The sequence below is a fragment of the Streptomyces sp. NPDC048644 genome, assembly GCF_043199105.1.
Taxonomy (GTDB): Bacteria; Actinomycetota; Actinomycetes; order Streptomycetales; family Streptomycetaceae; genus Streptomyces.
Genome location: NZ_JBICVO010000020.1, coordinates 25,923 through 49,094 on the forward strand (window position 1 = coordinate 25,923; position 23,172 = coordinate 49,094).

The window sequence follows — 23,172 nt, forward strand, 5'->3', positions numbered from 1 at the left end:
AAGGCTAGGGCCGGAACGGTTCGGCATCCTCCGAACTGTGCCTGCGGCATTATGACTTCATGCCCCCGCTCGCCGAGACCGCTGGCCTGTTCGCCGACCGCACCCGGGCCGCCTTCTGCCAGGCGCTGCTCGACGGCCGCGCCCGGACAGCGGGCGAGCTCGCTCGGCACGCGGGGATGCGGCCGTCCACTGCCGGCGAGCAGCTCTCCCGGCTCATCGCGGGCGGACTGCTGATCGAGGAACGCAAGGTCGGCACCGCTACGTCCGGCTGGCAGGCCCGGAGGCAGCCGCCCTGATCGAAGCCCTCTCCTCGTACGCGCCGGACATCCCGCTCCGCAGAGTCTGCGCGAGCCGGCGCGGCTCAGTGCGGAAGCACGGGACCGTACCTACTACGACCAACTGGCGGGGCGGCTGGGTGTGCCCCTGGCAGACGCGGTGATCGCCCGAGGCTTGGTCGTCACTGACTCCGGGCTCGCGGTCACCCTGGAGGGCCGGGCATGGCCGGCCGACGCCGTGGGCTACAGGCGGCCTCCGGGCTCTCGGCGGCCCCTCGTGCGGGCCTGCCTGGACTGGACCGAGCGTCGCCCCCATCTCGCCGGAGCGCTGGGGGCGGCCCCGTGCGCCACGGCGCTGGACCAGCAGTGGGTGCGGCGAGTCGGCTCCGGGCGCGCTGTGAAGGTGACACCGCAGGGGGCCGAAGCCTTCCGGGAGCTGCTGGGCGCCAAGTTTCAGCCACGTCCCTCGAAGCCGGACTTCCTGATCAGGTGCGCGAGTTGTCGCACGCCGGGTACGAACGATGACTCGGGGGTGTTGCCGTATCCCAGGACGAGCCCGTTGTGGGCGGAGTCCGCGAGCAGCGAGGAGCGGGACAGGGGCCAGGGGGCCATCCGGTGCTGCCGGGCGGCCCGGACCACGCGCTGATCCGGGAAGTCCGCCGGCAGCCGGACCGTCAGGTGCATGCCGCTGTCGCCGCCGGTCACGGTGTGCGGCACGTCGAGGTGTTCGGCCAGCGCCGCCCTGAGCGCGTCCCGGCGGCTGCGGTACAGGCGGCGCATGCGTGCGAGGTGCCTGCTGTACTGGCCGCTCTCCATGAAGTGCGCCAAGGCCAGCTGCTCGCAGCGGTGCCCGCCGCGCAGCATCTCGTCCACGACCGGTGCCGCCTGGTCGACCAGAGCCTCGGGCAGCACGAGGAATCCCAGGCGCAGCGAGGGGAACAGCGTCTTGCTGAAGGTGCCCACGTAGAACACGGGTGCGTTCGGCGTCATGCCCTGCATGCAGGCCAGGAGTTCTCCGCTGTGGCGGAATTCGCTGTCGTAGTCGTCCTCCATGATCCAGGCACCGTGGTCGCGGCACTTCTCGATCAGGTCGAGGCGCCGGGAGGCCGTGAGGACCGAACCCGTCGGGTACTGGTGCGCGGGGGTGGTGTAGACGAGGCGCGGTGGGCGGTCCCTCCAGTCGGCCGCGGAGATGCGCAGGCCCCCCGCGTCGACCGGCAGGGGGAGGACGTCCAGGTCGCCGGAGGCCAGTGCGGTCTGTGCGCCGCGGTAGCCGGGGTCCTCGATCCAGGCGGTGTCTCCCGGGTCGGTGACCAGCCGGACGCACAGCGAGAGCGCCTCCTGCGCTCCCTCCGTGATGACGACCTGCTCCGGGGCGCAGCGCACGCCGCGGGCCAGCGCGAGGTGGCGCAGGACGGCGGTTCTCAGCGCCGGCTCCCCCTGGGGCGGGCCGTAGCCCAGCAGACCCGTTCCGCTCTGCTGGAGCGTCCGGCCGAGGGAGCGTCGCCAGGCCGCCAGCGGGAACTGGGCCAGGGCGGGCACCCCCGGCGTGAAGGCGAGGGAGTCGGCGCCTCCCAGGAGGGGCTTGCGGATCCGGGCGCTGCGCTGCGACACCGTGGGTGGGGCGGGGGCGTGGTGGGCGTGGCTGTCGGGCTCCGGTCGGGCCAGCGCGGCGACCCGCGTTCCTTGTCTGCTGAGCTCGATGTAGCCCTCGGTGCCCAGCACGTCGTAGACGAGCGTCACGGTGTTGCGGGAGATCCCGAGCCCTCTGGCGAGGGTGCGCGAGCCCGGCAGGCGGCTGCCGGCGGGCAGCCGGCCGTCGAGGACGGCGGTGCGGATGCGGTGCAGGAGCTGCTTTTGCAGGGACTCCCCGTCGCGGGCTCGGGACAGCGGTTCCTGCTGGAGGAAGTCGAGTTGCGGCCCCAGGGCCTCGCTGCTGGAGGTCGACACTGCTCCGTCTCCCCTCGTACGACGCCCGCCTCCCCAGGGCCGGACTTTGTGGATCCATGGAATGGCCCAACTGTGGACCTTACCGGGGGTCCACTAGTTGCCTAGCCTGGCAGCAACCGACACGAAGCGAGAGAAGAGAATGTCCGCACGTCTGAATGAATACGGCCAGCCCATCGGCCACCCGCTGCCCGACTGGACGGTCCGTCCGGCGTCCGCCCGGGTCACCCTCGACGGCCGCTTCTGCCGGGTGGAACCGCTGGACGCCGACCGGCACACCGACGACCTGTACTCCGCCTACGCACGCGCGGCGGACGGCAGGGACTGGACATACATGATGGCCGGTCCGTTCGGGAGCCGGGACGACTACCGCGGCTACGTGGTGACGGTGACGCAGGCGGACGACCCTCTGCACTACGCGGTCATCGACCTGCGCAGCGGCAAGGCGGTGGGCACCCTCTCCCTGATGCGCCAAGACCCGTCCAACGGCGTCGTCGAGGTGGGAAACGTGGCGTTCTCGCCCCTGCTCAAGCAGACCCCGATCTCGACGGAAGCACAGTTCCTGCTGATGTCCTACGTCTTCGACGAGCTTGGCTACCGGCGCTACGAGTGGAAGTGCGACAGCCTCAACGAGCCCTCGCGCAGGGCGGCACAGCGGCTCGGTTTCACCTTCGAGGGGATCTTCCGCCAAGCCGTGGTCTACAAGGGCCGCAGCCGGGACACCGCCTGGTACTCCGTCATCGACTCCGAGTGGCCCCAGGTCGGCAAGGCGCTGCGGGAGTGGCTTTCGCCGGACAACTTCGACGCGGACGGCCGGCAGAAGCACTCCCTGTCCGCTGTACGCGCCTGCGATGCGAACCCCGAGGCGGAGCGGGCGCTCTGAGGTTCGACACCGGATGCCGCAGGCGCTCGGCGCCTCCACGCGAGTCCGATGATGTTCTCTGCCAACACCCCGACCTGCAAGACGTGGAGGTCCTCGGTATCCCGCACGAACGCTCGGCGACGAGGTGGCCGCCGGCGTGATGCTCCGACGGGGCGCCGAGCAAGACCCAGACCCCTCGCCTATCCGTTGAAGACCGCGTGGCGCTGCAGAGGTGCCCGCGGCGGATCATCCACGTCGACGTCCCCGAAGAGGGCACGCGGCAGGATCCCCCAGCGGGAGATCCCGGCCCCCTCGCTGACCGGTGCTGTCGGGCACGAACCCGCCGGCCTGCCGACCACCGCAGGCCGGAACCGTAAGCTCAGCCACCGAACCCAGGAATCCACATGACACCCGCCCGGCCCCGCCCGGCCCCGGCCGGTGGAGCGTGCGCAAGCACAGCAGCAGACAGCCCACCGCCCCAGAGGCGTCCTCGTCCTCACGGCGCTCGTCACCGTGATCGCGCTGATGGACTACAACGCGCCGATGCTCACGCTGCACGCCATGGCGACGGACTTCCACACCCCCGTTTCCGAGCAGGCATGGCTGCTCAACGGGACACCTCTGGGCCTGGTGGCTCTCCTGCTCGTCGCGGGCAGCCTCGCGGACGACTACGGCCGGCGGCGCGCCTTCCTCATCGGCACCGCGGCGATGAGCCTGGCCACCGGTCTCGGCGCGCTCGCCACCTCCACACTCACTTTCACCCTGGGCCGTGTCGCCCTGGGCGCGGCGTGCGCGTTGATCATCTCCAGCAGCCTCGGCCTGATCGCACACGCCTACCCGGCCGGCCACGTACGCGTACGTGCACTGGGGATATGGGGCGCGTCGTTCAGCGCAGGCACCGCCACCGGTCCGCTGATCGCCGGCGGGTTCGCCGAAGTCGACTGGCGCCTGGGGTACGTGGTCTTCGCCGCCGTCGGCCTGCTCGTGGTCGCCGCTGCCGCCCGCGTCCTCGGCGAATCCCAAAGTCCGCGCGGCGGCCGGCCCGATCTGCCCGGTGCCCTGGCGCTGGGAGCGGCGCTCGCCACCTTGCTCAGCGCGCTGACGCTGGGGCGGGATGGCTGGTTGCGCGCACCGGTGGTCTCGTTGGTCGTAGCGACGGTGGTGCCGGCCGCGGTGTTCGCGCGGATCGAGCGGCGCAGCACGACCCCGATGATCGACCTGTCGCTCCTGCGTCGGCCCCTGTTCCTCGCGTCGATCGCCGGCGCGCTGTTCACCGGTCTCGGCGTGATCGGCTTGTACAGCTTCCTGCCCGCCGTGCTGCAGGAGACCATCGGCATCCCGGCGCTCGGCGTGGCATGGCTGCTCTTGCTGTGGGCGGGCATCTCCTCCGTAGTGGCGTTGCAGGTTCGGCGGCTGGCGCACCGCGTCTCCGCCCGCCACCAACTCGCCCTCGGATTCGTCCTGAACGCGGCGGGCGCGCTCGCCATGCTCGGCGCCGTACCCGCGGGCGCCTGGCCGCGGCTGGTGCCCGGCATCGTGGTATCCGGGATCGGCACAGGTCTGCTCAACGCCGCTTTGCCACGCCTTGCCGTGGACAGCGTGCCGCCCGAGCGGGCCGCGATGGGCTCCGGCGCCAACAACACGGCCCGGTACATCGGATCCGCGGTAGGGGTCGCCTTGACCATCACCGTCGCCACCGCCTTCCCGGGACGGCCGGCCCATGGCGCAGACCTGGCCTTCGCCGTCTCCGCCTGCCTCACCCTGGCCGGAGCCGCCACCGTGCTCGCGCTGCGCGAACGCGTGCCTTAGCCTCCCGGATCGCGAAGGCCCGCGCCTCATGTCCACCGCCATGCGTTCCACCTACGCTTCCTCGGCCCAGTGCGCTGTGCCGGACGCGCGGACGACGACCGCCGGCGAGGTCGTGCACCTGGTCGACGCCGTCGCCGGCTCCGCCGCCACCCTCACCCCCGTCGAGGATCGGTGGGACGTACGCGAGGACAGCCCCGTGTGGCTGCGGGAGCGGATCGAGCGCGTGCTGTCCGCGTACGACGAGGCAGACAGGCCCGCCCGGAGACGTGCGCGCTCCACGTCTACGACGGCGGGCAGGGGCTATTGGTACAGCCGTTGGCGCTGAGAACGATCATGGCGCCTTCAGGAGGCGGGACCGGCGGCGAAGGTCTCCATCGAGGTGCAGGACGACGGGCGGCTGAAACTGAACGTCGCGGGGCTCGGCACGCTCGGCGCGCCGAAGTCACTGACCTGGCTGCGGGGGCGGGTCGAGAAGATGCTCCCGAAGATCGACCTGCCGGTCCTCTCGTTCGAGGTGAACGCCTGGACCGGCTTCCTCGACGTGCTCGACGTCCTCCACGGCCAGGTGGCGCTGCGCATCCACGACGGCGCGTTCTCCGCGATGGACCTCACCGCCCGCCACCCGCGCACCGGAGAGCTGCTGTCCACCGTGAAGGTCATGGTGCAGACCCTCGCCGCCGCCGGCGAACTCCGACGCGACCTCCTGCGCGAGCTGACCTACGACGGACTGCGCACCGCCACCGTACGTTCGCGGTCTTCGAGCTGATGGTCCGCCATGGATGGCGGGGACTGGTGAGGCAGCACGGATCCACGAAGCTCTGCCGGACGGCCGCCCGGAGGACCGGGCGACTCTGCTCGTCGACGCCACGCATGGGGCAGTACAGCGCCGCTATGAGGAGTGGGGGTATCGCTGCATCGGTGACCAGCAGCCGTTCGCAGATGCTCCCGTCTACAGCATGCTGGTCCGCGATCTGCCGGGCTGAGCCCGACGCCCACTCCGCCGGATCCTGGTGCCGGGTGCTACCCGAGGTCGAAGGTGTTGGGCAGCCCCAGTCGATAGCGCACCGCGTCGACCCGCTTCAGGGGCTCCATCTCCGGCGGTCGGTACAACTCCCAGATGTGACACCGTTCGGAGCCCGAATTGTCTGCGTCCAGAAGTGCGTTGACGGCGCGTCGTGCGGATTCGTTGGCGCCCTCCATGGTCGCCAGGTCCACATCCGTACGGACGTAGTCGCCCGCGAGGAAGAAGTTCGGCACCGCTGTCCTCGCCGACGGGCGGTGGAAGAGGGTTCCGGTGGGGTGGATGAGGAGTTGTTCGCGGTTTTGCGGGTCGGGGCCGCCGAGGCCCGTCACCGCCGGGTCCATGAACCAGCCGAGCCGGTCCTCGTCCCTGAGCGTCGTCTTGCCGGAGTCGTTCAGCCCGTCCTTCAGCTGGGCCCACAGTTCGGCGACGATCTCTTCCTTGGTGCATTCACGGGCCGTCTTGCCGTACAGGATGCCGGGCTTGTCCCACTCGGAGATGATCGTGGAAAGGCATTCGTGGGCCTGACCGTCCCCGTAGTCGCGGGAAAAGTCCCGGACGTCCCAGAACTGCGTCTGGCCGATTGCGGTGACCGCCCATGGTGAGTCGAGGCAGTTGATGTGGCCGTGCACGACGGGGGTGGGTGTGCGCAGGTAGAACATCACGCCGGTCATCCAGTCCGCCTTCAGCGCGTCGCACCGTCCGAGCTGCGGGTCGGCGGCGCGCAGGGCCGGGCCCCAGGTCGCGCGCGCGTGCTCGACGGGGAGAGCGCAGACGTAGTGGTCGGCGGTGATGGTACGTTGCCGGCTGCCGTCGCGCGCCGCCACTCGTACGCCGGTCACCCGGCCGCCGCCGTACACCACCTCCCGGACCTCGGTGCCGAGCGCGAACTCGACGCCCAGGGAGCGCAGATGTGCCTCCCAGGGGTCGATCCACGCCTCACTGGTCGGGGCGTTCAGCACCCGGTCGATGTCCGCGTCGCCGTCCATGCCGCGGCCGAGCAGGCCCCACAGGAGGAGGGCCTCGATGATGACGCGGCCGACGGTGCGGGTGGAAGCGATCTCGGCGCGGGTGGCGACGAGGTTGCGGGTCTGGCCGATGCCGAGGAGTACCTGGTACTCGCGGCTCATCTCGCCGGCCCGGATGAAGTCCCACCAGGTGACCTTCTCCCACTGGCCATCGCGGCGGGCGTCGCAGCTGGTGAGGTGGACCAGGAGGCGGTTGGCGAAGTAGGCGGCCTCATGGGCGGGCAGGTGAGTGGCAAGGTCCAGCACCGAAAGGATCTGGTCGCGGATCCAGGACGGGGTGAGGTCGTCGAGGGCGGGCGCAGTGGTGACCCGGCGGAGCGGGAAGTGCAGGTCCGGGCGGCCCGAGCCGCGCGCGAACAGCGCCTCCGTACCACTGCGGAGGTTGCCGTGGACGCCGTTCGCATTGCCGGTGAAGGGGATACGGCGCATGGTGTCCGGCAGATTCCGGTAGAAGCCGGGGAAGAAGCGGAAGCCGTGCTCGCCGGGAAGCGGCTTGCGGCTGCCCGTCGCGGTCCCGGGGACGTCCATCGAGCGAGCCTTGCCGCCGAGGGTGTCGTAGTACTCGTAGACCGTGACCGCGTAGCCGCGTTCGGCAAGTTCGTGGGCGGCGCTGAGGCCGGAGACTCCGCCGCCGAGGACGGCGACGCGCTTGCCGGCGGAGGCCGCGGCGGCGCTGTCGGTAGCCCCTAAGGTGCCGACCGCTACCTCGCCGGCGACTCCTGCGACCGCTGCCCCGGTCGCCGCCAGGAAGCGTCTGCGGCTGTGCCCGTTGCGCCCTTCCGACTGCTGCGCGTGTTCCGTCGTCATGAGTACCGGAGCGTAGAGAGGGGCCCCGGAAGCCGGAAGCCCTCTCTCCTGTCACTCACGGTATCCTCACAAACGCAAAGCGAATTGAGTCAGCCTCAGCGCCGGGTGAGGAGCGCTCGGCATCACAGTGATGCGGGCTTGCGGCATCCAAGCCGCCCCGGGTACGGGAGACTTCCACGGTGACGACCCTCCCTGCTCCGCCGCCCCGCGACCGCGCCCTGGGGCGCGGCGTGTCCACCCTCATCCCACAGTCCTCACCGCTGTCGCCGGCGGACCGGGCCGCCGCCGCGCTCGCGGCGATCGAGACCGTCCCGGTCCACGTCGGCGTCCTCCAGGCCGCCGCCGCACTCCTGGAAGAATCCGCACGCACCAGCGACGACGAGACAGCCAGGACGGCAGCCGCCACCACGATCCGGCTGCTGCACACCGCGATGGGCCAAGGCAGCGAACCGCACGGCCAGTGACCGTGTGCCCCGGCAGGGGTAGGGGCGTCTACCAGTCGTTGGATCCCCAGGCGTGGGGTTCATCGCCGGTCCACCGCACCCAGGCCGGATCGTCGAGCAGTGCCTGGTCGTCGTCTTCCAGGCTCGCGCGGCGAACGAATTCGAGGACGTCACGATCCGAGTGTGCGACGCCGAGGACCTGGACTCGGCCGGTGGTGTGCGCGGTGACGCGGCGTCCGCCGGCTGGTGCGAGACGGTGCACGGTGATGGGCGCGGCCATGGCCCCAGCGTCCGCCCGGCCTGATCGGGCCGCACCTCGGGCCACGCGGCAGTGACGGTAGTGATTCGCCGGTCTCACCGCCGCTGGCGGGAACGGTGGCGTGCGGAGACACGGGTTCCGGCGTCGTCGTCGCTGATGCGGGCGCCACCGCCGATGACGGTGTCAGCATCGACGCCGACGCGGTGCAGCTGGTCATCGAGCTGGTCTCGCCCGGCAACAAGACCATGGACCGCAAACTCAAGCCGCTGCTCTACGCCGAGGCCGCGGTCCCGCACTACTGGCGCCTGGAATTCGACCCGGCCCCGCGCCTGATCGTCAGCGAGCTGAACCGCGGCCGCTACGTGGAGACGGTGACCGCACTGCCGGGCGTGGTGACCCACATGAAGAACCCGTTCCCCTTCGAGATCGACCCGGCCGGGCTCGCCCAGCCACAGCGAGGCTGAGGCGCACGCGAGCGCGCTCGTGCACGCTGTCCGAGAGCCCTACCGGCGGGGGAGACGGTAGGGCTCTCGCATGCCCAATTCGGGGAGCGCCGGCCAACGCGGAAGAGATCACCGACCAGGGGCCGGGCTCGCCAGGCTGGCGTGGAGCGCACGAAATCCAACGCCACGGCTTGAATTCAGTGATCGCTTCTGAGGCCAACGCCTGTGATGGCAGGATGAGTTGGGATGAAAGGTGGGGGCGTGCGGGGCGACAGGCGGCGGATCCAGACGGCAGTCCTGGGCAGCGCGGAGTCGGAGGAGCCGCTGATGCTGCACTTCCCGTCTCCCGGCCGGTGGCGGCATGGAACGACAAGGTGGCGAGGGTGACCGACCTGCTCGTGGACTACTGCACCGTGTGTGTGACCGCGGGCTGTCCACCGTGGAGGCTGTTGAGCAGCTCACCTATTTGCTGATGCTCAAGCTTGAGGACGAATGGCTGATTCTGCGGCGCACCATGGCCGGGGAATGCTGGCCGACTCCCTCTGAACCGTACGGGTGGGGTTCACTGACCTGGCGGCAGGGGGACGATTTGGTCGCCCATTTCAGCGAGGTTCTCGCGCACCGGTCGCGTCACGGGGCCGGAACCATGCTGGATGGCGTCTTCGCCGGTGCGCAGAACCATATCCACGACGCAGGGCTGCTGCGCCGCCTTGTTTGCGATCTCTTCGATGCGGCGACATGGAGCGCGCACGGCACTGTTGTCCTGGGCGGTGCCTACGACGTCCTCCTGGAGAGGGCGATGAACGATGTCAGGAGCGGTGCGGGCCAGTACTTCACGCCACGCCCGCTCATCGACGCCATCGTCGAGGTGATCCAACCGGAGCTGACCGATACCGTCGCCGACCCGGCCTGTGGGACGGGCGGCTTCCTGATCGGCGTGCACGAGTACCTCATACAACATCAGCTGGACCGCGCAACCTCCGACGAACGGGCTCGCTACTACCGTGCACAGCGATTCCGGGGATACGAACTGGTGCCTCGCACGGCCCAGTTGGTGACGGCGAACCTGTTGCTGCACGGCATGGCTTTTGCCGAGGAGCCGGCACTGATCGCTGTGGGCGACGCTCTCGCTCAACCGCCCGACCGGCAGGCCTCACTGGTGCTCGCCCACCCGCCCTTCGGCAGGCATGCAGCAGTACCGGTCGGACCCTTCAGCACCGCCCGACATGACGCGTACACGCGAGCAGACTTCGTGACCGGGTCGATTGACAAGCAGGTCAACTTCCTGCAACACGTCATGTCGCTGACGGCGACGCCGGGGCGTGCAGCGGTCGTCATACCGGACAACATCCTTTTCGCCACGGGCGCAGCCGAGACCGTGCGACGGCATCTGCTCGAGCAGTTCGACGTCCATACCGTGCTCAGGCTGCCTGCCGGGATCTTCCACAGCGGCGGGATCAGGGCGAATGTTGTCTTCTTCGACCGGCCGTCACACCGCACGGACGACCGCCCCCGGACAGCCAAGGTCTGGGTCTACGACCTGCGCTCGGGCCGGCAGTTCGCGCCCGGCAATGACCCACTTCTCCGGAGCGACCTGGACGACTTCGTTTCTGTGTATCTGCCGGGCCGACCGCGCACAGACCGGGTGGAGACGGACCTCTTTCGATGCTTCGACGTCCAGGACGTGCTGGACCAGGACCAGGCACGCTTGGACCTCACATGGACCACGGAGCCGACCGGCGTCGGCCAGCTGGCGCTCCCTGAGGAGATTGCCCGGGAAGTGGCGCATGATCTACGTCTCGCTCTTGAAGAGTTCGAAGAGCTCGCCGCAGAGCTGCATGGCGAAACCGGCTGATCCCCCAACTGGTGACTCCGCAGGCTGCCCGGGCTGCTGACCGTCCGCGGCGGCGTACAGGCCGTCACCGCACGTTGGTCACAGCGTTTTGCCACCATACTGGCAGCATGCGAGAGCCACCGGCACGGCAACCGCATCCAAGGTTCTGCTCCTCGCGACGGCGTCCTGCCGAGAACGAGCGGTGCAGCCACCGGCCGGGATGCGGAGGCCTCAGATCCTGGGAACACCCAGATCAGCGAAGAGCTGGCGGGTGGCCGCATCTACTGAGTACAGCACGGTGCCGCGAATGGAGCGGGTCATGAGAACCCCGTACGCGTTGCGGATCCGCTCCGCCAACTCGTCGTCGGAGCGGACCCGGATAGCCTTACTGTGCACATGCTGGCGGTCCAAAGCCCAGGAGTCTGCGGCCCATGTGAGGTCGGGGCCCATGATGACGCCGCCCCACTCGTACTCGAGGCCCTGTGCCGTGTGGACACAGCCGATCTGTCCGAAGCCCCCCGGATCCGTGGCCCAGAACCGGCGCTTGGGAATACCGGGCGTCGGGTGGTTGTCGCTGGCATTCCATGGCCTTGCCCAGCCTTCCTCCGGCGCGACATCCGGTGCGGTGCCCATGTCATCGGTCCACTTCCAGCACATCCCGGCAGACATCCGGGTACTCAATCCCGCGTCCAGCTTCGACTGCAGAAACTTCTCCATCTGTGCGGCGCTGTCTGCGTAGTACAGCTCGAACGGTTCCCGGTCCTCTCCCACATCGGGGTTCCACGGCAGAGGGTCGCCGAGGAGAAGACGCTGAACCCATGTGTCGTAGGTGGAACTTCCGACCGCGCGCAGCGCGCGATCGAGACGGATCGGCACGACCTCCGCCCTCAACTCATGGATCGCGTCGATGAGTGCGCTCTCGGACCAGATTTCCTCCGCGAACAGTCGCTGGTCGCCGTCGATGAAGAAGACGGGAACCTTGGCCCGACTCACGATCACGGACACCGAGGACTCGGCATCACGCCGCATGGAGAACGAGCCCGTCATCGGGCGTTCGGTGAGCCGGTGCGCTTCATCGCACAGCAACAGGTCGAGCTCGTTGGGGCCCAGCTTGTCCGCGATCTGGTTCAAGGTCGTAAAGGCCTTGCCCTTGCCTCGGACGCCGCGTTTGAAGTTCTCCCGGGAGGCCACGCCCCCCGACACAAAGCGGGCGTCGGCGCCCTCGTTGAGAGCCTGGCCCAGCACAGTCAGCGCCACAAGCGACTTCCCGGTGCCCGCCCGGCCGCTGACGACGTACACCTTCTTCGCGCCGGGCGAAGGGGTCCGCACCTCGGCCATGATGCCGTCCACAGCTTCGTGCTGCTTCTCCAGCAAACTGAACGTCGTGTAGCCGTTGACGATCGCCCCGACTTCGGATGTCAGCAGCGAAGTCGAGCGGTGCCTGGCCAGGAGCTTCTGCGCCGCTTCCGCGTCCGCTGTAGGACTGAAGTGGCTCTTCAGGAACTTACGAAGGTCGGCGGGCTGACGGGCGGTGAACGTCGGAATATCTGCAGCCGGCCGGACTCTACTGATCCACTGGGACTCTTCGTCAGTGAGGTTGTGCAGGTATGCGGCCCCGACAAGATGCACATACCGGTCGTCGAACATGCTGTGATGGCGCCTGAGTGCGTCTAGGTTGTCCTTGACTTGCATGGCAGGGTGCTTCTTGTGGCGTCCGTAGCACGGCGCAAAGACACGCTCCACGGCACAGTCATTACACAGCGATCCCGTGATGGCTTTCCTGCATTGGGCGCACAACCCGTCCCTTGCCTTGGACGGGTCGGGACGTTCGGCCTCGCTCCACTGCTTCAATTCAATCGCAGCGAAGCTGAGCTCACCGTCCGGATGACCGCCTGCGAGCACCACGTCGATAGGGTTCATGCTCGGATGGACGCGGTACTCCACGAAGACGTACACCTGCCCGAGCTTGAGATCGGTTAGTGTCGTGGCCACCGCGTAGACGCTCTCCCGCCACGAACCCATGTCACGATCAGAGGGCTCCTTCCCCTTGGGGTGCGCGGCCTTGTAGCAGGCCGCAATCTTGGGGATGTAGCGCTCCGGGTCTCGCACCAGCTCCTCAGCCGGCCAGAACGCCTCCAGTTCCGACCATGTACCCCCGCCAGCCACTACGCCTACCTGCTTCCGATGTCGACCGTCTGCCTCGAACACGCACGCTCTTTACAGCAGCGATGCTAGGGGCCAAGAAGTGGATCAGTATCCCAGTCGCCCAAAGTGGCGACAGCGACAACCGGCCGAACAGCGGCCTGCTACGGTCGGCATTACGGCGGCGCCGGATATGCGGCCGAGCGCAAGCTCACCGACTCGCTTCCGCGCCGTCGGCATCACAGAGCGACTGGCAGAGCTGCCCAGGGCCGCAGCACAGCAAACTGCCGCGCCCGATCGCTCGTGACCTGTACAGGCCGTCAAGAAGTCCTGTTGGCAAACCAATTGAGGCGGTGTGCCTCTAGGGGTGCGGTCCCAGCACCTGCCATGGCCACGAGCAGAAGAGAGCGAACCAAGACGCGCCCCGTCTTCGCACGGCTTTCAAGCTTCGGATCCGGGGCGGTGAGGACACGCCGGCCGACGCGTACTCGTCGGCCAGCGCTGGGCCCTTCCTCGTTTTACAGGCCGAACCAGGAGCAGATGAGCTGTCCAAGTACATAGACGCTCACCTTAATCAGGGCCTGTCCGACGGGCCGCAAAACGGTCCGCCGCTTGGTGCACTTCTCCGTGTCCAAGAGGTTTCCTCTCTCAGCAATGGCCCGCCCCAGCCGGTGCGGGGAGTGCCTCCCGGCGACTCCGCCGGGAGGCCGAACCCGCGTATCGGGTAGGGCGGATGAAGCTTGAGAAAGGGCTTGGGTGAGACAGTACCGGTCTGCGTACCCCTGCGTTTGATGCGGGTCATTTCTTAAGGATGTGGAGCCGACCGACCCAGCCACGACGCACCTCTTCCCTGGCGCCAGGTGGCTGATTGCTGTGAGCGCGACACGGACGCCGGCCGGGACGGAGCGGGGCGCAGACAGGAGCGCAGGCCGACAGGTGCCCGGCCGCGCGCGGCGGTAAGTGAAGACAGGTTTCGACAGCGGTTCACGGGCCACAGCTCGGTGACTTCCTCATTGCGAATTACCGGCCGGGGGCTCTGAGGTCTGGCAAGTTGACCACCCGGCAGCTCGCGTGCGATGTGAGTCGGCTGCAGTCACCGTGGTTGTTGTACTCCGCTACCGTATGGCCCCGGTGCTGACCACCGACTTCAGGAGTTCGATCAACCGGGTGCCGCCGCATGCGACGATAGAGGGCCCGAGGGCACTGCGGGCTGCGGGAACCGTGGGTGTGCACTGTCGTTGATGTCAGGTGTAAATGTCAGGCAGACCGAGGCACGATGGTCACTGCGTGGTAGTCGTACCCATCCTGCTTGAAGCCGGGGGCCTCCCACGTGAGGTCGACTTGCTGTCCGGGCGACAACGTACGGAAGCCCATCATCTGGATGTCGGAGAAGTGGCCGAAGCAGCCGCCGGGTGTCTCGGGGGAGTCGAGCACCCCCCACCCTTCCTCGTCGCGCCACTCGCGGACAGTCGCAGTCACCATGGGCGAAACCCTACGGGCCCTGTCTGCGTCGGCGCGTACCTGATACATCACCTTGCGAACCACGGGCTGTTCGACAGGCAATCGGTGCCCTGGCCTGCCAGAACGATGATTCGAGTAGCCTATGCCGCTACCCCGCTGAGGCTCCCCGCCCCCGAGGGCCTCGGGGATGGGTGTGGGCAGGTGGGGTGCGAGTCGGGGCAGCCATGTCCGCTCCGTCGACACGTCGTTGGCCCCGCTCTGCGTCAGCGGCAGCCGTACGACCATGTCGTCGCCCAAGCCGGTACATGGCGTTGACCGTCCCGCCGGACGGAAACCGCTGCACCGCCAGCCCCGCCCACTGCGGGAATCGCCCGGCGATCAGCTGCCGTACAAGGCTGTCGTGAATGCCGTACGTGCCGGGATGCATCTGCCCTGCGCTCATGGCACATCGTCCGACCGCCGGACTTGCCCCAGAGGATCTTGGAGATGCCGCATCGCAGGAATCGCGTCTGGGCGTGCTGCTGCTTCGGGGGCACAGAGCCGCTCCCACTTCTGGGGCAGCGTCCCGTGCCGAGGCCCTGCCCCTTGAGGTCAAGGTGGTTCGCTGGCCGTGGGCCGAGCGCCCGCGCGGGCCTCCGCGGTGAGGTCAATCAGGCAGGGGTCACAGTGATCGTGAACCGCTGTACGTAGGACACGATAGTCCCTGCCGCCGACACGGCTAGCTCTCCTGCGGCGTCGTAGGTCACCTCCCGGTCGATGACGCGGGCTTCGGGCACACGCAGGTCGCGGGCCCAGCGGTCGTCGGTACGGCCGATGACGCCGACGCGTACGCGGTCGGCCAGCCACTGCACCTGGTCGGCTCGCTCCCCCACCGAGGTCACCTGATAGCTCCAGGACGCGTCGGCGTGCCAGTTCCACAGCCCCGGTCCGCTGAAGTCGGCCGGAAGGGCGTCCAGGATCGTGTACGGCGCGGCAGCGGCTACCCACTGCCCTGGCTGCTCTTGCACCCGGGGCAGTTCGCCGAGACCGCACGGCCGGCCGGTGGCCTGCTCCAGGAGCGCGGCGAGCGCGCGGGTCACCGGGAGGCGGGCGGGGGCGGTCACCCCAGCACCCCGTCCGCCAGGGCCTGGAGGTAGGCGGGCTGCGTCTGCCGGACGGCGGGCTCGACGTGCGGGTACGGCGGCTGTCGGTAGTGCCGGCCGAGGGCATCGACACCGACGAAGCCGTACTCCAGCCGCCGTGCCTGTGGGGCGTCGGAGACGACCTCGGCGGTGACCTGGCCGCCGCCGGTGCGCATCCGCACCTCCCAAGAGGCCCTGTAGCGGCCGGTGATCACGTTCGGCCCGGGACGTCCGCTGGCGTTGCGCTGGATGCGGACGCGCAGCAGCATCGCGTGGTGCCGGGTGATCGCCCGGGTCCGGGCGCGGACGGCGGGGCCCGTCCGGGCCAGCGCGCCGGCCAGGGCGACCGGGGCGCGGAACGCGGGCGCGTCGGGGTGGGCGTTCGGGTGCGGGTTCGCGGGTGCCATCAGTCGATCACCTGCACCCTGACGATCCGTACGACGCTGTACGTGCCGACGGCAGCGTCCGAGACGCGGAAGCGACGCCCGACTAGCTGGGGGTCGCGCGGGCCTTTCGGACGTACGGACCCGGCGACGCGGATCACGTCGTCGGGCCGCAGTTCGGGAGCCTCGACGGGCACCACCGCCTGGTAGTCCGTGGTCGGCGGTACTGGCGCGACGGCGCCGCCGAGCGGTGTGGTGATCGCCGGGCGTCCCAGCGGCATCACCGCGCCGAGCCCGTCCCAGACCAGGACTTCGTCGGGCCGCGGCGGCACGAGCTTGCCCGTGCTCTCGTCCAGCGCGTCGTCGGAGCGTCCCGCGCTGTCGCGCCACGCCTCCAGCTTGTCCTCGAGGAGGCGGCCGACGACCCGCCGCACCCCGTCCAGGTCAAATGCCACGGGCCCACTCTTCGAGCTGGGTGAGCATGGCCCGGGTCAGTGAGTGCGGTCCGGTGCCCAGGTCGGGGCGGCCCAGTGCGGCACGCTCCAGCTCTTCAGGGTCTATGGCTGTCAAGAAGGTGGCCGCTGTGGGCCCGGTGGCCAGAGCCTCGGCCACCGAGACCCTGGCCAGGCCCTCGAAGCTGGTGTCCCCGCTGTCTTCCGGGTAGAGGATGACGTGTGCGGACTCGCCGGATAGGTGACTGACGAAGTAGCCGTTCAGGGCGCCGGGGTCGATGTGCTTGCCGTCAACCTCGATCTTGGCCTGCGGGCCACGGGCGGTGATCCGTACGGGCCTGGGTGTTTCGCTATGGGGTTCCATGGGATTCACGCTATTGACCGTGTCGGACAGCAGGTGTTGCTTACCTGGGAATGCCGACGCGGTGGGCGAACGCCCGCACTCCTGGCAGGGTCCGGTCATGGTGCAGCAGGGTTTCGGTGAGGGCCTTCACCGAGGGGCGGCGTACTTCCTGGGGTGCGGCTTCTTCGGCGGCCAGCAGTGCCCGGTAGCACTGTTCGGGCTTCCTCCACTGGTCGAACGCGCGGGCGACATCAGTCCAATACCTGGCCCTGCGCTCGGCGTTGGGAAGCCGGCCGGCGTTCACGGACCGGGCATGGGTGATGGCCTGTCCCGCGTCTCCGAGCAGCTGGCAGATGGAGATCTGGTGGAGCAGGACCTGGCTGGGCCCGAAGACAGCGCCATGCAGAGTGGTATCGCATCCCAGTCGGCCGGCTGTGGCATCTGCTTCGGCGATCAATTGGAGCGCGGTGTCGCGGTCACCGGCCTTGGCGGCGGTGTAGGCGGCGGTGGCGTACAGGTTTCCCTGTACGGACAGGCGTTCCGCTTCGACCGGGACGGGCGCGGTGGAGAGTTGCTGGGCCGCGTGGAGGAGGACTTCGGTGGCGCGGTCGAGGTGGCCTGCGCGTCGCCAGGCGCTGGAGACCATGCGGTAGGACTCGGCGATCGTCAGCGGGTCTGCGCCGTTGAGTGCCGCTGTCAGCGCGCGGTCGGCGGTGACAGCGGAAAGTTCGTCTTCTTCAAGTTTGATGCACAGCCGTGTCGCGGTGTTGTACATCTCGGCGACCGCGGTCGCAGCCCGCTCCGGGTGGCCCGCGGCGCCGAGTTCGTGCGCGAGCGTGATGCGCGCGGGCAGTGCGCGGGCAAGCCGGTCGTAGCGCGCCGCGCCGAACTCGTCGCGGGAGGATTCCACCGCGGCCGTCACCGTCGCGACCGTCGGATCCATGCCTGCGGGTGCGGCCGGGGGCCAGCGGTAGAGGAGAAGATCTTCGAGACCGGTCAGGTTTCGGCGCGGCTGGACGGCGGCGGAGGCGGGTGGGGAGGCTAATGCTGTGACGGTTGTCGCCGCCAGGCCGACCAGGAGATTTCGCCGTCGCATCTCTTCCGTCTCCTCACCAAGGGACTGCGCTGTCACCCTAGCCCGGCCGGGCCCGGGGAGCGCAGGCTTCGCGCCCGCCATCACCTGCTGCGGCTGCGGCTCCAGCCCCAGCAAGTGGGGGGCGATATCCAGCACGCCGGCGACCCGCCGGAGGAAGCCGGCGTCGCCCAGGGGCTGCTTTCCGTTCTCCATGCGGGAGAGCGACGAGGCGGTGTATCCGACTGCCCGGCCCAGGTCGGCAAGCGTCATATCGGCGGCACGGCGAGCCAGCCGGATGATGGCGCGCAGATCTCCTTGCCCGATGGCCTGGTGCATGTGCGCCGATCGCCAGATGGAGTCACGTGGGTCCACAGGTCACCTCCAGCGAGTCGATTGAATCTCCAACTCGCGTGATTTGAGGGCTAGTTGCAAAACTTTTGCGTAGTGCGCAAGGGGATTGCGTGATGCGGTGACATCCCTGTCGGCGGGGGCTGCGGTGCGGTGTTCTGGCAGAGCGCAGGCGCCCGGCAGGGCTGCCGCGCTTCCTGCGAGGGGTGAGCGAAATCAACGTTCTCGAAGTACGTGCCGGCGCACGAGCGAGCCGTGAGGGAACCGGCCCGAAGGACCGGTCGGGGCCGGGCGCGACGGATCCCGGCGCCTGTTCCGACGCGGCTGTTGAGCGTCCGGGGCGAGTGGAGAAGACCGATGTCGAGAGGGAGACAAAAGTGCGCGGCAGTCAGAATGTTCCCCGGTCCCCGTTCCTCGGGGCAACCGTCGCGGTCACCGGCGGAGGAGGGCTGATCGGCAGCCGGATTGCGATTCAGCTCCGCGCTGCGGGGGCCCGCGTCATCGTGGTGGGCCGCCTCGACGCGTACCCCAGCACCGTCTACTCGCACCTGTTCGGGATCGATACCGGCCACGGGGACACCGTCGTCGGCGACGTCACCGACCGGGCGTTGATGCGGCACGTCATCGGCCAGAGCGACTACGTCATCCACGCCGCCGCCATGGCCGACGTGGCCGCCTGCACCCGCAACCCACTGGCCGCGCTGGAGACCAACGTGATCGGGACACAGATCCTGCTGGACGAAGTGGCCCGCGCGGCCCGCGTCCAGCGGCTGGTGTTCACCTCGTCGGCCAGCGTCTACGGCAACGGCCGCCCCGCCCGCAACGAACTGGTGCGCTTTCACGAGGACGATGCCCCCGACCCGTTGTCCGTCTACGGCAACACCAAGCTGTGGGGCGAGCACCAGGTGAAGATCGCCGGACTGGCGGACCGGATCCCGTACTGCGTGGTGCGCTACTTCTCCGTCTACGGTGAACCCCAGACCGTCAAGGAGGGCAGCCACTCGTGGGTGGTGGCCTGGATGGCGCTGCGGGCGAGCCTTGGCCTGCCTCTGGAACTGAACGGCGGCGGCCTCCAGGTCCGCGACTTCACGCACGTCGACGACATCGCCGCGGGCACCATCCAGGCCCTGGTCGCACCCGGGGCGGAGGGACAGGTGGTCAACATCGGAACGGGGCGGCCGACAACGATCCGGACGATCGCCGAGCGGATCGCGACACACTACCCGCAGGTCGGACTCGTTGAGCGTCCGCTGCCGGCGGGGGATCCGATGGGCGGCTACGCCGACACCCGCCGCATGCACGACGCACTCGGCTGGGCACCGCAGATCACGGCGGAAGAAGGGGTGGACCGGTACGTGAAGTGGATCAGCGAGCGGCCCGAGGCCACCCCGGCATGGATGCGACACCTGGCCTCTCCCCACACGGTCGGCGCTGCGTAAACGCGGTCAGATGACCGGCGGGCGGCCCAGCCGGGCCATGCGCCACACCGTGGCCCATCGCATCGGCCGGCGCCGCCCGCACGGCTGCCTGACCCCCTCCGCGAAACCACCCGCCCACGCCCGAAGCCCCGCCGCCTGGCGCGTGCGCGCCAGGGTGAGGGCGGTCCACACGCCGAGGTAGACCGGCACCAGCACGGCGGGCAGGTGACGTTTGGCCAGCCACACCCGGTTGCGGGCGGTCATCCGGTAGTAGACCGCGTGCCGCGCCGGGTTGGTCTTCGGGTGCTGCAACAGCAGCCTCGGCTCGTACGTCACCGTCCAGCCCGCGTCCAGCGCCCGCCAGGCCAGGTCCGTCTCCTCGTGCGTGAAGAAGAACTCCTCCGGCCACCCGCCGGTCTCCGCCAGCATCGGCATCGACAGCGCGTGCCCGCCGCCCAGGAACGTCGTCACAGGCCCGGCCTGCATCGGGTCCTTCGCCCGCAGCCGCGGCACATGCCGCCGCTGCGTCTGCCCCGTCTCGTCCGCGATCCGGAAACCCACGATGCCCAACTCCGGGTCCGCGGCGTAGAGGTCGGCGATGGTGCGGAAGACATCCGCATCCACCAGGAGACCGTCATCATCGAGATCTACCAGGACGTCCACGTCACCGAACGCCCGCAGGCGCTCCATCGCCACGTTGCGGCCACCGGAAACCCCGAGATTCTCCTCCAGCTCCACCGACGTCACCCAGCCGGGGAGTTCCGGCAACGGAGAACCGTTGCCGACCACCACCACCCGCGAGGCAGCGAGGTTCTGCTTGGCCACGGAGGCGAGCAGCGCCCGCAACGCCTCGGGCCGGTTCCCCATGGTCAGGATGGCAACGCCCACACGAGGATCACGCACAGATGAACTCTCCATATCTTGCAGCTGAGTTCGCGATGCTAACCGGTTGGGCTCAGGCCCATCAGGAGCAGCCGCGTCAGACGAGAGGGTTGACGAACCAGGTGTCGAGCCGTCGAGGACGATGACGGCTTGGACGACCGCGTGGATCGGGTGGGGAGAGGGCTTCAGCCCTCTCCCCACCGTCCGTCTCCACTTCCGGCCGACTTCACGTGCCGACGACGGAGCGACCGCCGAAGCGGTCATCGATCAGCGGTTGCCCATCCAGACGATCCGTTCGGCGAAGCCGCCCCGTTCGCTTGCCTTGGTCTCGCGGATCTTCTCCAACTGCTCCGCATCGATCCCCAGATCTGCGGCGAGCGCGCGTACGACCTCCAGCACATCCGCGAGTTCCTCCGGCGCCGCGTCCTCGTCCGCGGTGAGGAACTCCGCCACCTCTTCGCCCAGCTTGTCCCGCAGCCTGCTGCGGTACTCCGCCGGCCCCGCGGTGTAGGTGACCGGCTCGGCCCCGTCCTCGCGGATGATCTGCGGGATCCGGTCCCGCACCAACTTGCCGGATGCCCTGTAGCTGTCCATGACCGCGAACGCCAGGTGCAGCGACCGGGCTGGTGTGCTGACGTCGTGCGTGACGCCCCTGGGCAGGACCTTCGGGATCTAAACGGTTCCGGCGAACGCGTCCTCGACCGGGCTGAGCTGGTCCGTCCACCAGTGAAGGAGGGCTTCGTCGGCGGTGAACAGGTCGTCGCAGGAGTGATCGTTCCGGTCGTAGTGGAATTCGAGCTGCCAGAAGTCCGTCATGTGCTTCCACCACAAACGCCGCGCACCGTCGCTCAGCGCGTCCGCCTCCAGCGGAATCACCGACCGGTAGCCACCCACGAACGCCGGCACCCGGACAAGGTCGAACACGCCGCCCACACCGAACTGCACCTGTGCCGTGCGTACGACTTCCTCGGCGTAGGGGCGGATGCCCAGCCGGTCCCAGTCCAGGACGGCGGCGAGCCCGCCGCCCGACCACAGCACGTTCCTGAACTGGAAGTCACCGTGCGTCCAGCCGTGCGGCCCCGCGGGGACGTCGCCCTCCGGGCGCAGGCCGGCGTACTTGTCGAGCAGGATCCGACGCTGTGCAAGGGCATCCCCGGCGACCGCGTCGAAGGCGTCGCCCGCGCCCCTGGCCCGGACGGCCGCCGCGAGCCGGTCCGCCTTCTGCACGGCCCGCCCCGGGGTGGTCACTTCGGCGGTGACCACGGTGGGGACGGCGGGCAGCACCTGCCCGGCAGCGCGCCCGAGCGCCACGTGCAGACGGGCAAGGTGCTCGCCGAGTGCGGTCACCTGTGACAGGGAGAGGTCGATGCCACGGATGTGCTCCCCGGCCGACCACGGGAACAAGCAGTACACGTCACCGTCGATCTCGGCGACGGTGTCACCCGAAGCGGTGGTCACCGGTGCGCCCACGGGAACGCCATCAGCGGCGAGGGAGGAGAGGACGGCGAGGTTGCGGCGCAGCCGGTCGAGCGGCACGTCCGTGACCCGCTTGAGAGCGAAGGACCCGGCCGGGGTCTCCACCCGCCAGTTCACATTCATCAGGCCGTCGGCCAAGTGACGCCGATCCAGCACATCAACGAGGTCGAAGGCCCTGATCAACTCGGCAAGATGAGCAGCGGGGATGTGCGTCCTGCCCGTCACGGTGGCGTCAGTCACCCCGGGCGAGGATACGCGAGCCCGGTATGCGGATGCACAAGGATCACCACAGCCCTCGCGAGCGCCTACACGGCCGCCACTCTGATCGGCTGGCCATCTCGGGTGGTCACCGTTATCCGCTCCTCGGCCAGGGGATCGTCCTCGCGGGTGCGGGGAGACAGGAGCATCGGCGCCTGACCTCGGTTCTGTCGATGGGACTATCCCTGCGGATGCGGGGAGCAGAGGCGAGCACGTCGGAGCGGTCAGGTAACTCTGGGACCATCCCCGCGCGTGCGGGGAGCAGATCTCCGGCGACCACACCCATTTCGAGATCGGGGGACCATCCCCGCGCGTGCGGGGAGCAGACGGCCAGGAGGGAGCGCTCGTCGTCGAGGTCGGGACCATCCCCGCGCGTGCGGGTGGCCAGGAGGGAGCGCTCGTCGTCGAGGTCGGGACCATCCCCGCGCGTGCGGGGAGCAGACTCCGAAGTCCTGCCAGCAGTGCGGCTGCTGGGGACCATCCCCGCGCGTGCGGGGAGCAGTCAAAAACCCGTCTCTGACACCCGGCCTGACAGGGACCATCCCCGCGCGTGCGGGGAGCAGGGTGGGGCCGAACCCGTGGCCTGCGGCGAACTGGGACCATCCCCGCGCGTGCGGGGAGCAGGCCCGCTTCAACGCGTAGGCCAAGAGGCCGGTGGGACCATCCCCGCGCGTGCGGGGAGCAGTCGCGGACGAGATCGCGGAATTGCCCGCCTCCGGGACCATCCCCGCGCGTGCGGGGAGCAGGGGACACCGGTCGCGGTGGCATGTACGACCGGGGGACCATCCCCGCGCGTGCGGGGAGCAGATCGTCGTTCAGGAATGCAAGGCCGCAGGCGAGGGACCATCCCCGCGCGTGCGGGGAGCAGCCGGTGATGGTGAGGGCCTGGAGGGCGGCGGCGGGACCATCCCCGCGCGTGCGGGGAGCAGCCGTCTCGGATGCCCGTCGGCTTGAGGGCAACGGGACCATCCCCGCGCGTGCGGGGAGCAGGAGGACCTCGCCGGGCACCCAGCGGCCGCCGAGGGACCATCCCCGCGCGTGCGGGGAGCAGTCAGCACGCTGTTCGGCGCCCTGTGGCGGGGCGG

Annotated in this window: 21 protein-coding genes, 3 pseudogenes and 1 CRISPR repeat array (1 of these 25 cut by a window edge); of the genes and pseudogenes, 11 read left to right on the top strand and 13 right to left on the bottom strand. The window is 69.3% G+C overall.

Going from position 1 to position 23,172, the window contains the following annotated elements; genetic code table 11:
* Nucleotides 1-59: 59 nt before the first annotated feature.
* A pseudogene (locus tag ACGFNI_RS31865) lies at nucleotides 60-726 on the top strand (ArsR/SmtB family transcription factor); the annotation flags it as partial.
* Between the two features lie 2 nt (nucleotides 727-728).
* Here ACGFNI_RS31865 and ACGFNI_RS31870 read toward each other — a convergent pair.
* The gene (locus tag ACGFNI_RS31870; protein WP_393688620.1) at nucleotides 729-2,225 is read right to left on the bottom strand and encodes a PLP-dependent aminotransferase family protein; all 1,497 of its coding nucleotides are present in this window, start codon (nucleotides 2,223-2,225) and stop codon (nucleotides 729-731) included.
* Nucleotides 2,226-2,364: 139 nt separating this feature from the next.
* Here ACGFNI_RS31870 and ACGFNI_RS31875 point away from each other — a divergent pair, with 139 nt between their 5' ends.
* From ACGFNI_RS31875 to ACGFNI_RS31900, 6 genes and pseudogenes are all read left to right on the top strand, one after another.
* On the top strand, nucleotides 2,365-3,105 hold the full coding sequence (locus ACGFNI_RS31875) for a GNAT family N-acetyltransferase (protein ID WP_393688622.1): 741 nt from the start codon (nucleotides 2,365-2,367) through the stop codon (nucleotides 3,103-3,105).
* Between the two features lie 417 nt (nucleotides 3,106-3,522).
* The gene (locus ACGFNI_RS31880; RefSeq protein WP_393688624.1) at nucleotides 3,523-4,893 is read left to right on the top strand and encodes an MFS transporter; all 1,371 of its coding nucleotides are present in this window, start codon (nucleotides 3,523-3,525) and stop codon (nucleotides 4,891-4,893) included.
* A 28-nt stretch (nucleotides 4,894-4,921) separates the two neighbouring features.
* The gene (locus ACGFNI_RS31885) at nucleotides 4,922-5,218 is read left to right on the top strand and encodes a hypothetical protein (protein ID WP_393688626.1); all 297 of its coding nucleotides are present in this window, start codon (nucleotides 4,922-4,924) and stop codon (nucleotides 5,216-5,218) included.
* A 12-nt stretch (nucleotides 5,219-5,230) separates the two neighbouring features.
* Nucleotides 5,231-5,434, top strand: a pseudogene (locus ACGFNI_RS31890) (hypothetical protein); the annotation flags it as partial.
* A pseudogene (locus tag ACGFNI_RS31895) lies at nucleotides 5,435-5,641 on the top strand (hypothetical protein); the annotation flags it as partial.
* Nucleotides 5,642-5,672: 31 nt separating this feature from the next.
* Nucleotides 5,673-5,876, top strand: a complete 204-nt coding sequence (locus ACGFNI_RS31900; protein ID WP_393688628.1) for an acetyltransferase — start codon at nucleotides 5,673-5,675, stop codon at nucleotides 5,874-5,876.
* Between the two features lie 37 nt (nucleotides 5,877-5,913).
* Here the strand turns inward: ACGFNI_RS31900 and ACGFNI_RS31905 are convergent, their stop codons facing one another.
* Nucleotides 5,914-7,749: an FAD-dependent oxidoreductase gene (locus ACGFNI_RS31905; RefSeq protein WP_393688630.1), complete on the bottom strand. Its 1,836-nt coding sequence runs from the start codon at nucleotides 7,747-7,749 to the stop codon at nucleotides 5,914-5,916.
* A gap of 179 nt (nucleotides 7,750-7,928) precedes the next feature.
* Here ACGFNI_RS31905 and ACGFNI_RS31910 point away from each other — a divergent pair, with 179 nt between their 5' ends.
* Nucleotides 7,929-8,213, top strand: coding sequence for a hypothetical protein (locus ACGFNI_RS31910; RefSeq protein WP_393688632.1), 285 nt, complete (start codon nucleotides 7,929-7,931; stop codon nucleotides 8,211-8,213).
* A 28-nt stretch (nucleotides 8,214-8,241) separates the two neighbouring features.
* Here ACGFNI_RS31910 and ACGFNI_RS31915 read toward each other — a convergent pair whose 3' ends face one another.
* Nucleotides 8,242-8,472, bottom strand: coding sequence for a hypothetical protein (locus ACGFNI_RS31915; protein WP_393688634.1), 231 nt, complete (start codon nucleotides 8,470-8,472; stop codon nucleotides 8,242-8,244).
* A 95-nt stretch (nucleotides 8,473-8,567) separates the two neighbouring features.
* Between ACGFNI_RS31915 and ACGFNI_RS31920 the strand changes: the two genes are divergently transcribed.
* Nucleotides 8,568-8,915 (top strand): Uma2 family endonuclease, encoded by a 348-nt coding sequence (locus ACGFNI_RS31920; RefSeq protein WP_393688636.1) that lies wholly within the window; start codon nucleotides 8,568-8,570, stop codon nucleotides 8,913-8,915.
* Nucleotides 8,916-9,333: 418 nt separating this feature from the next.
* Nucleotides 9,334-10,749, top strand: coding sequence for a class I SAM-dependent DNA methyltransferase (locus ACGFNI_RS31925; RefSeq protein WP_393688638.1), 1,416 nt, complete (start codon nucleotides 9,334-9,336; stop codon nucleotides 10,747-10,749).
* Between the two features lie 210 nt (nucleotides 10,750-10,959).
* Here ACGFNI_RS31925 and ACGFNI_RS31930 read toward each other — a convergent pair whose 3' ends face one another.
* The 7 genes from ACGFNI_RS31930 to ACGFNI_RS31960 form a co-directional block, all read right to left on the bottom strand.
* Entirely contained in the window at nucleotides 10,960-12,936 is a 1,977-nt protein-coding gene (locus tag ACGFNI_RS31930; protein WP_393688639.1) for a DNA/RNA helicase domain-containing protein, read from the bottom strand.
* A 1,191-nt stretch (nucleotides 12,937-14,127) separates the two neighbouring features.
* Nucleotides 14,128-14,352 carry a cold-shock protein gene (locus ACGFNI_RS31935; protein WP_393688641.1) on the bottom strand — a complete coding sequence of 75 codons (225 nt, stop codon included), beginning with the start codon at nucleotides 14,350-14,352 and terminating at the stop codon, nucleotides 14,128-14,130.
* A 629-nt stretch (nucleotides 14,353-14,981) separates the two neighbouring features.
* Nucleotides 14,982-15,434, bottom strand: a complete 453-nt coding sequence (locus ACGFNI_RS31940) for a hypothetical protein (protein ID WP_393688643.1) — start codon at nucleotides 15,432-15,434, stop codon at nucleotides 14,982-14,984.
* The gene (locus ACGFNI_RS31945; RefSeq protein WP_393688645.1) at nucleotides 15,431-15,859 is read right to left on the bottom strand and encodes an HK97 gp10 family phage protein; all 429 of its coding nucleotides are present in this window, start codon (nucleotides 15,857-15,859) and stop codon (nucleotides 15,431-15,433) included. The genes ACGFNI_RS31940 and ACGFNI_RS31945 overlap by 4 nt, the downstream gene beginning before the upstream one ends.
* A complete protein-coding gene (locus ACGFNI_RS31950) occupies nucleotides 15,859-16,290 on the bottom strand; it encodes a DUF6093 family protein (RefSeq protein ID WP_393688647.1) in 432 nt (143 codons plus the stop codon). Before ACGFNI_RS31950 ends, ACGFNI_RS31945 begins: the two co-directional genes overlap by 1 nt.
* Nucleotides 16,280-16,651, bottom strand: a complete 372-nt coding sequence (locus ACGFNI_RS31955; protein WP_393688649.1) for a hypothetical protein — start codon at nucleotides 16,649-16,651, stop codon at nucleotides 16,280-16,282. The genes ACGFNI_RS31950 and ACGFNI_RS31955 overlap by 11 nt, the downstream gene beginning before the upstream one ends.
* Before the next feature lie 40 nt (nucleotides 16,652-16,691).
* Nucleotides 16,692-18,077 (bottom strand): helix-turn-helix domain-containing protein, encoded by a 1,386-nt coding sequence (locus tag ACGFNI_RS31960; RefSeq protein WP_393688651.1) that lies wholly within the window; start codon nucleotides 18,075-18,077, stop codon nucleotides 16,692-16,694.
* 353 nt (nucleotides 18,078-18,430) lie between these two features.
* Between ACGFNI_RS31960 and ACGFNI_RS31965 the strand changes: the two genes are divergently transcribed.
* A complete protein-coding gene (locus ACGFNI_RS31965; RefSeq protein ID WP_393688652.1) occupies nucleotides 18,431-19,492 on the top strand; it encodes an NAD-dependent epimerase/dehydratase family protein in 1,062 nt (353 codons plus the stop codon).
* 6 nt (nucleotides 19,493-19,498) lie between these two features.
* On the opposite strand, the gene ACGFNI_RS31970 is transcribed toward ACGFNI_RS31965, so the two are convergent.
* From ACGFNI_RS31970 to ACGFNI_RS31980, 3 genes are all read right to left on the bottom strand, one after another.
* The gene (locus ACGFNI_RS31970) at nucleotides 19,499-20,374 is read right to left on the bottom strand and encodes a glycosyltransferase family 2 protein (RefSeq protein WP_393688654.1); all 876 of its coding nucleotides are present in this window, start codon (nucleotides 20,372-20,374) and stop codon (nucleotides 19,499-19,501) included.
* A 246-nt stretch (nucleotides 20,375-20,620) separates the two neighbouring features.
* Nucleotides 20,621-20,947 (bottom strand): nucleoside triphosphate pyrophosphohydrolase, encoded by a 327-nt coding sequence (locus tag ACGFNI_RS31975; RefSeq protein WP_393688656.1) that lies wholly within the window; start codon nucleotides 20,945-20,947, stop codon nucleotides 20,621-20,623.
* A 78-nt stretch (nucleotides 20,948-21,025) separates the two neighbouring features.
* Nucleotides 21,026-22,069, bottom strand: coding sequence for a phosphotransferase (locus tag ACGFNI_RS31980; protein ID WP_393688658.1), 1,044 nt, complete (start codon nucleotides 22,067-22,069; stop codon nucleotides 21,026-21,028).
* A gap of 131 nt (nucleotides 22,070-22,200) precedes the next feature.
* Nucleotides 22,201-23,172: a CRISPR direct-repeat array (repeat unit 29 nt; unit sequence GGGACCATCCCCGCGCGTGCGGGGAGCAG) (it continues 210 nt past the right edge of the window).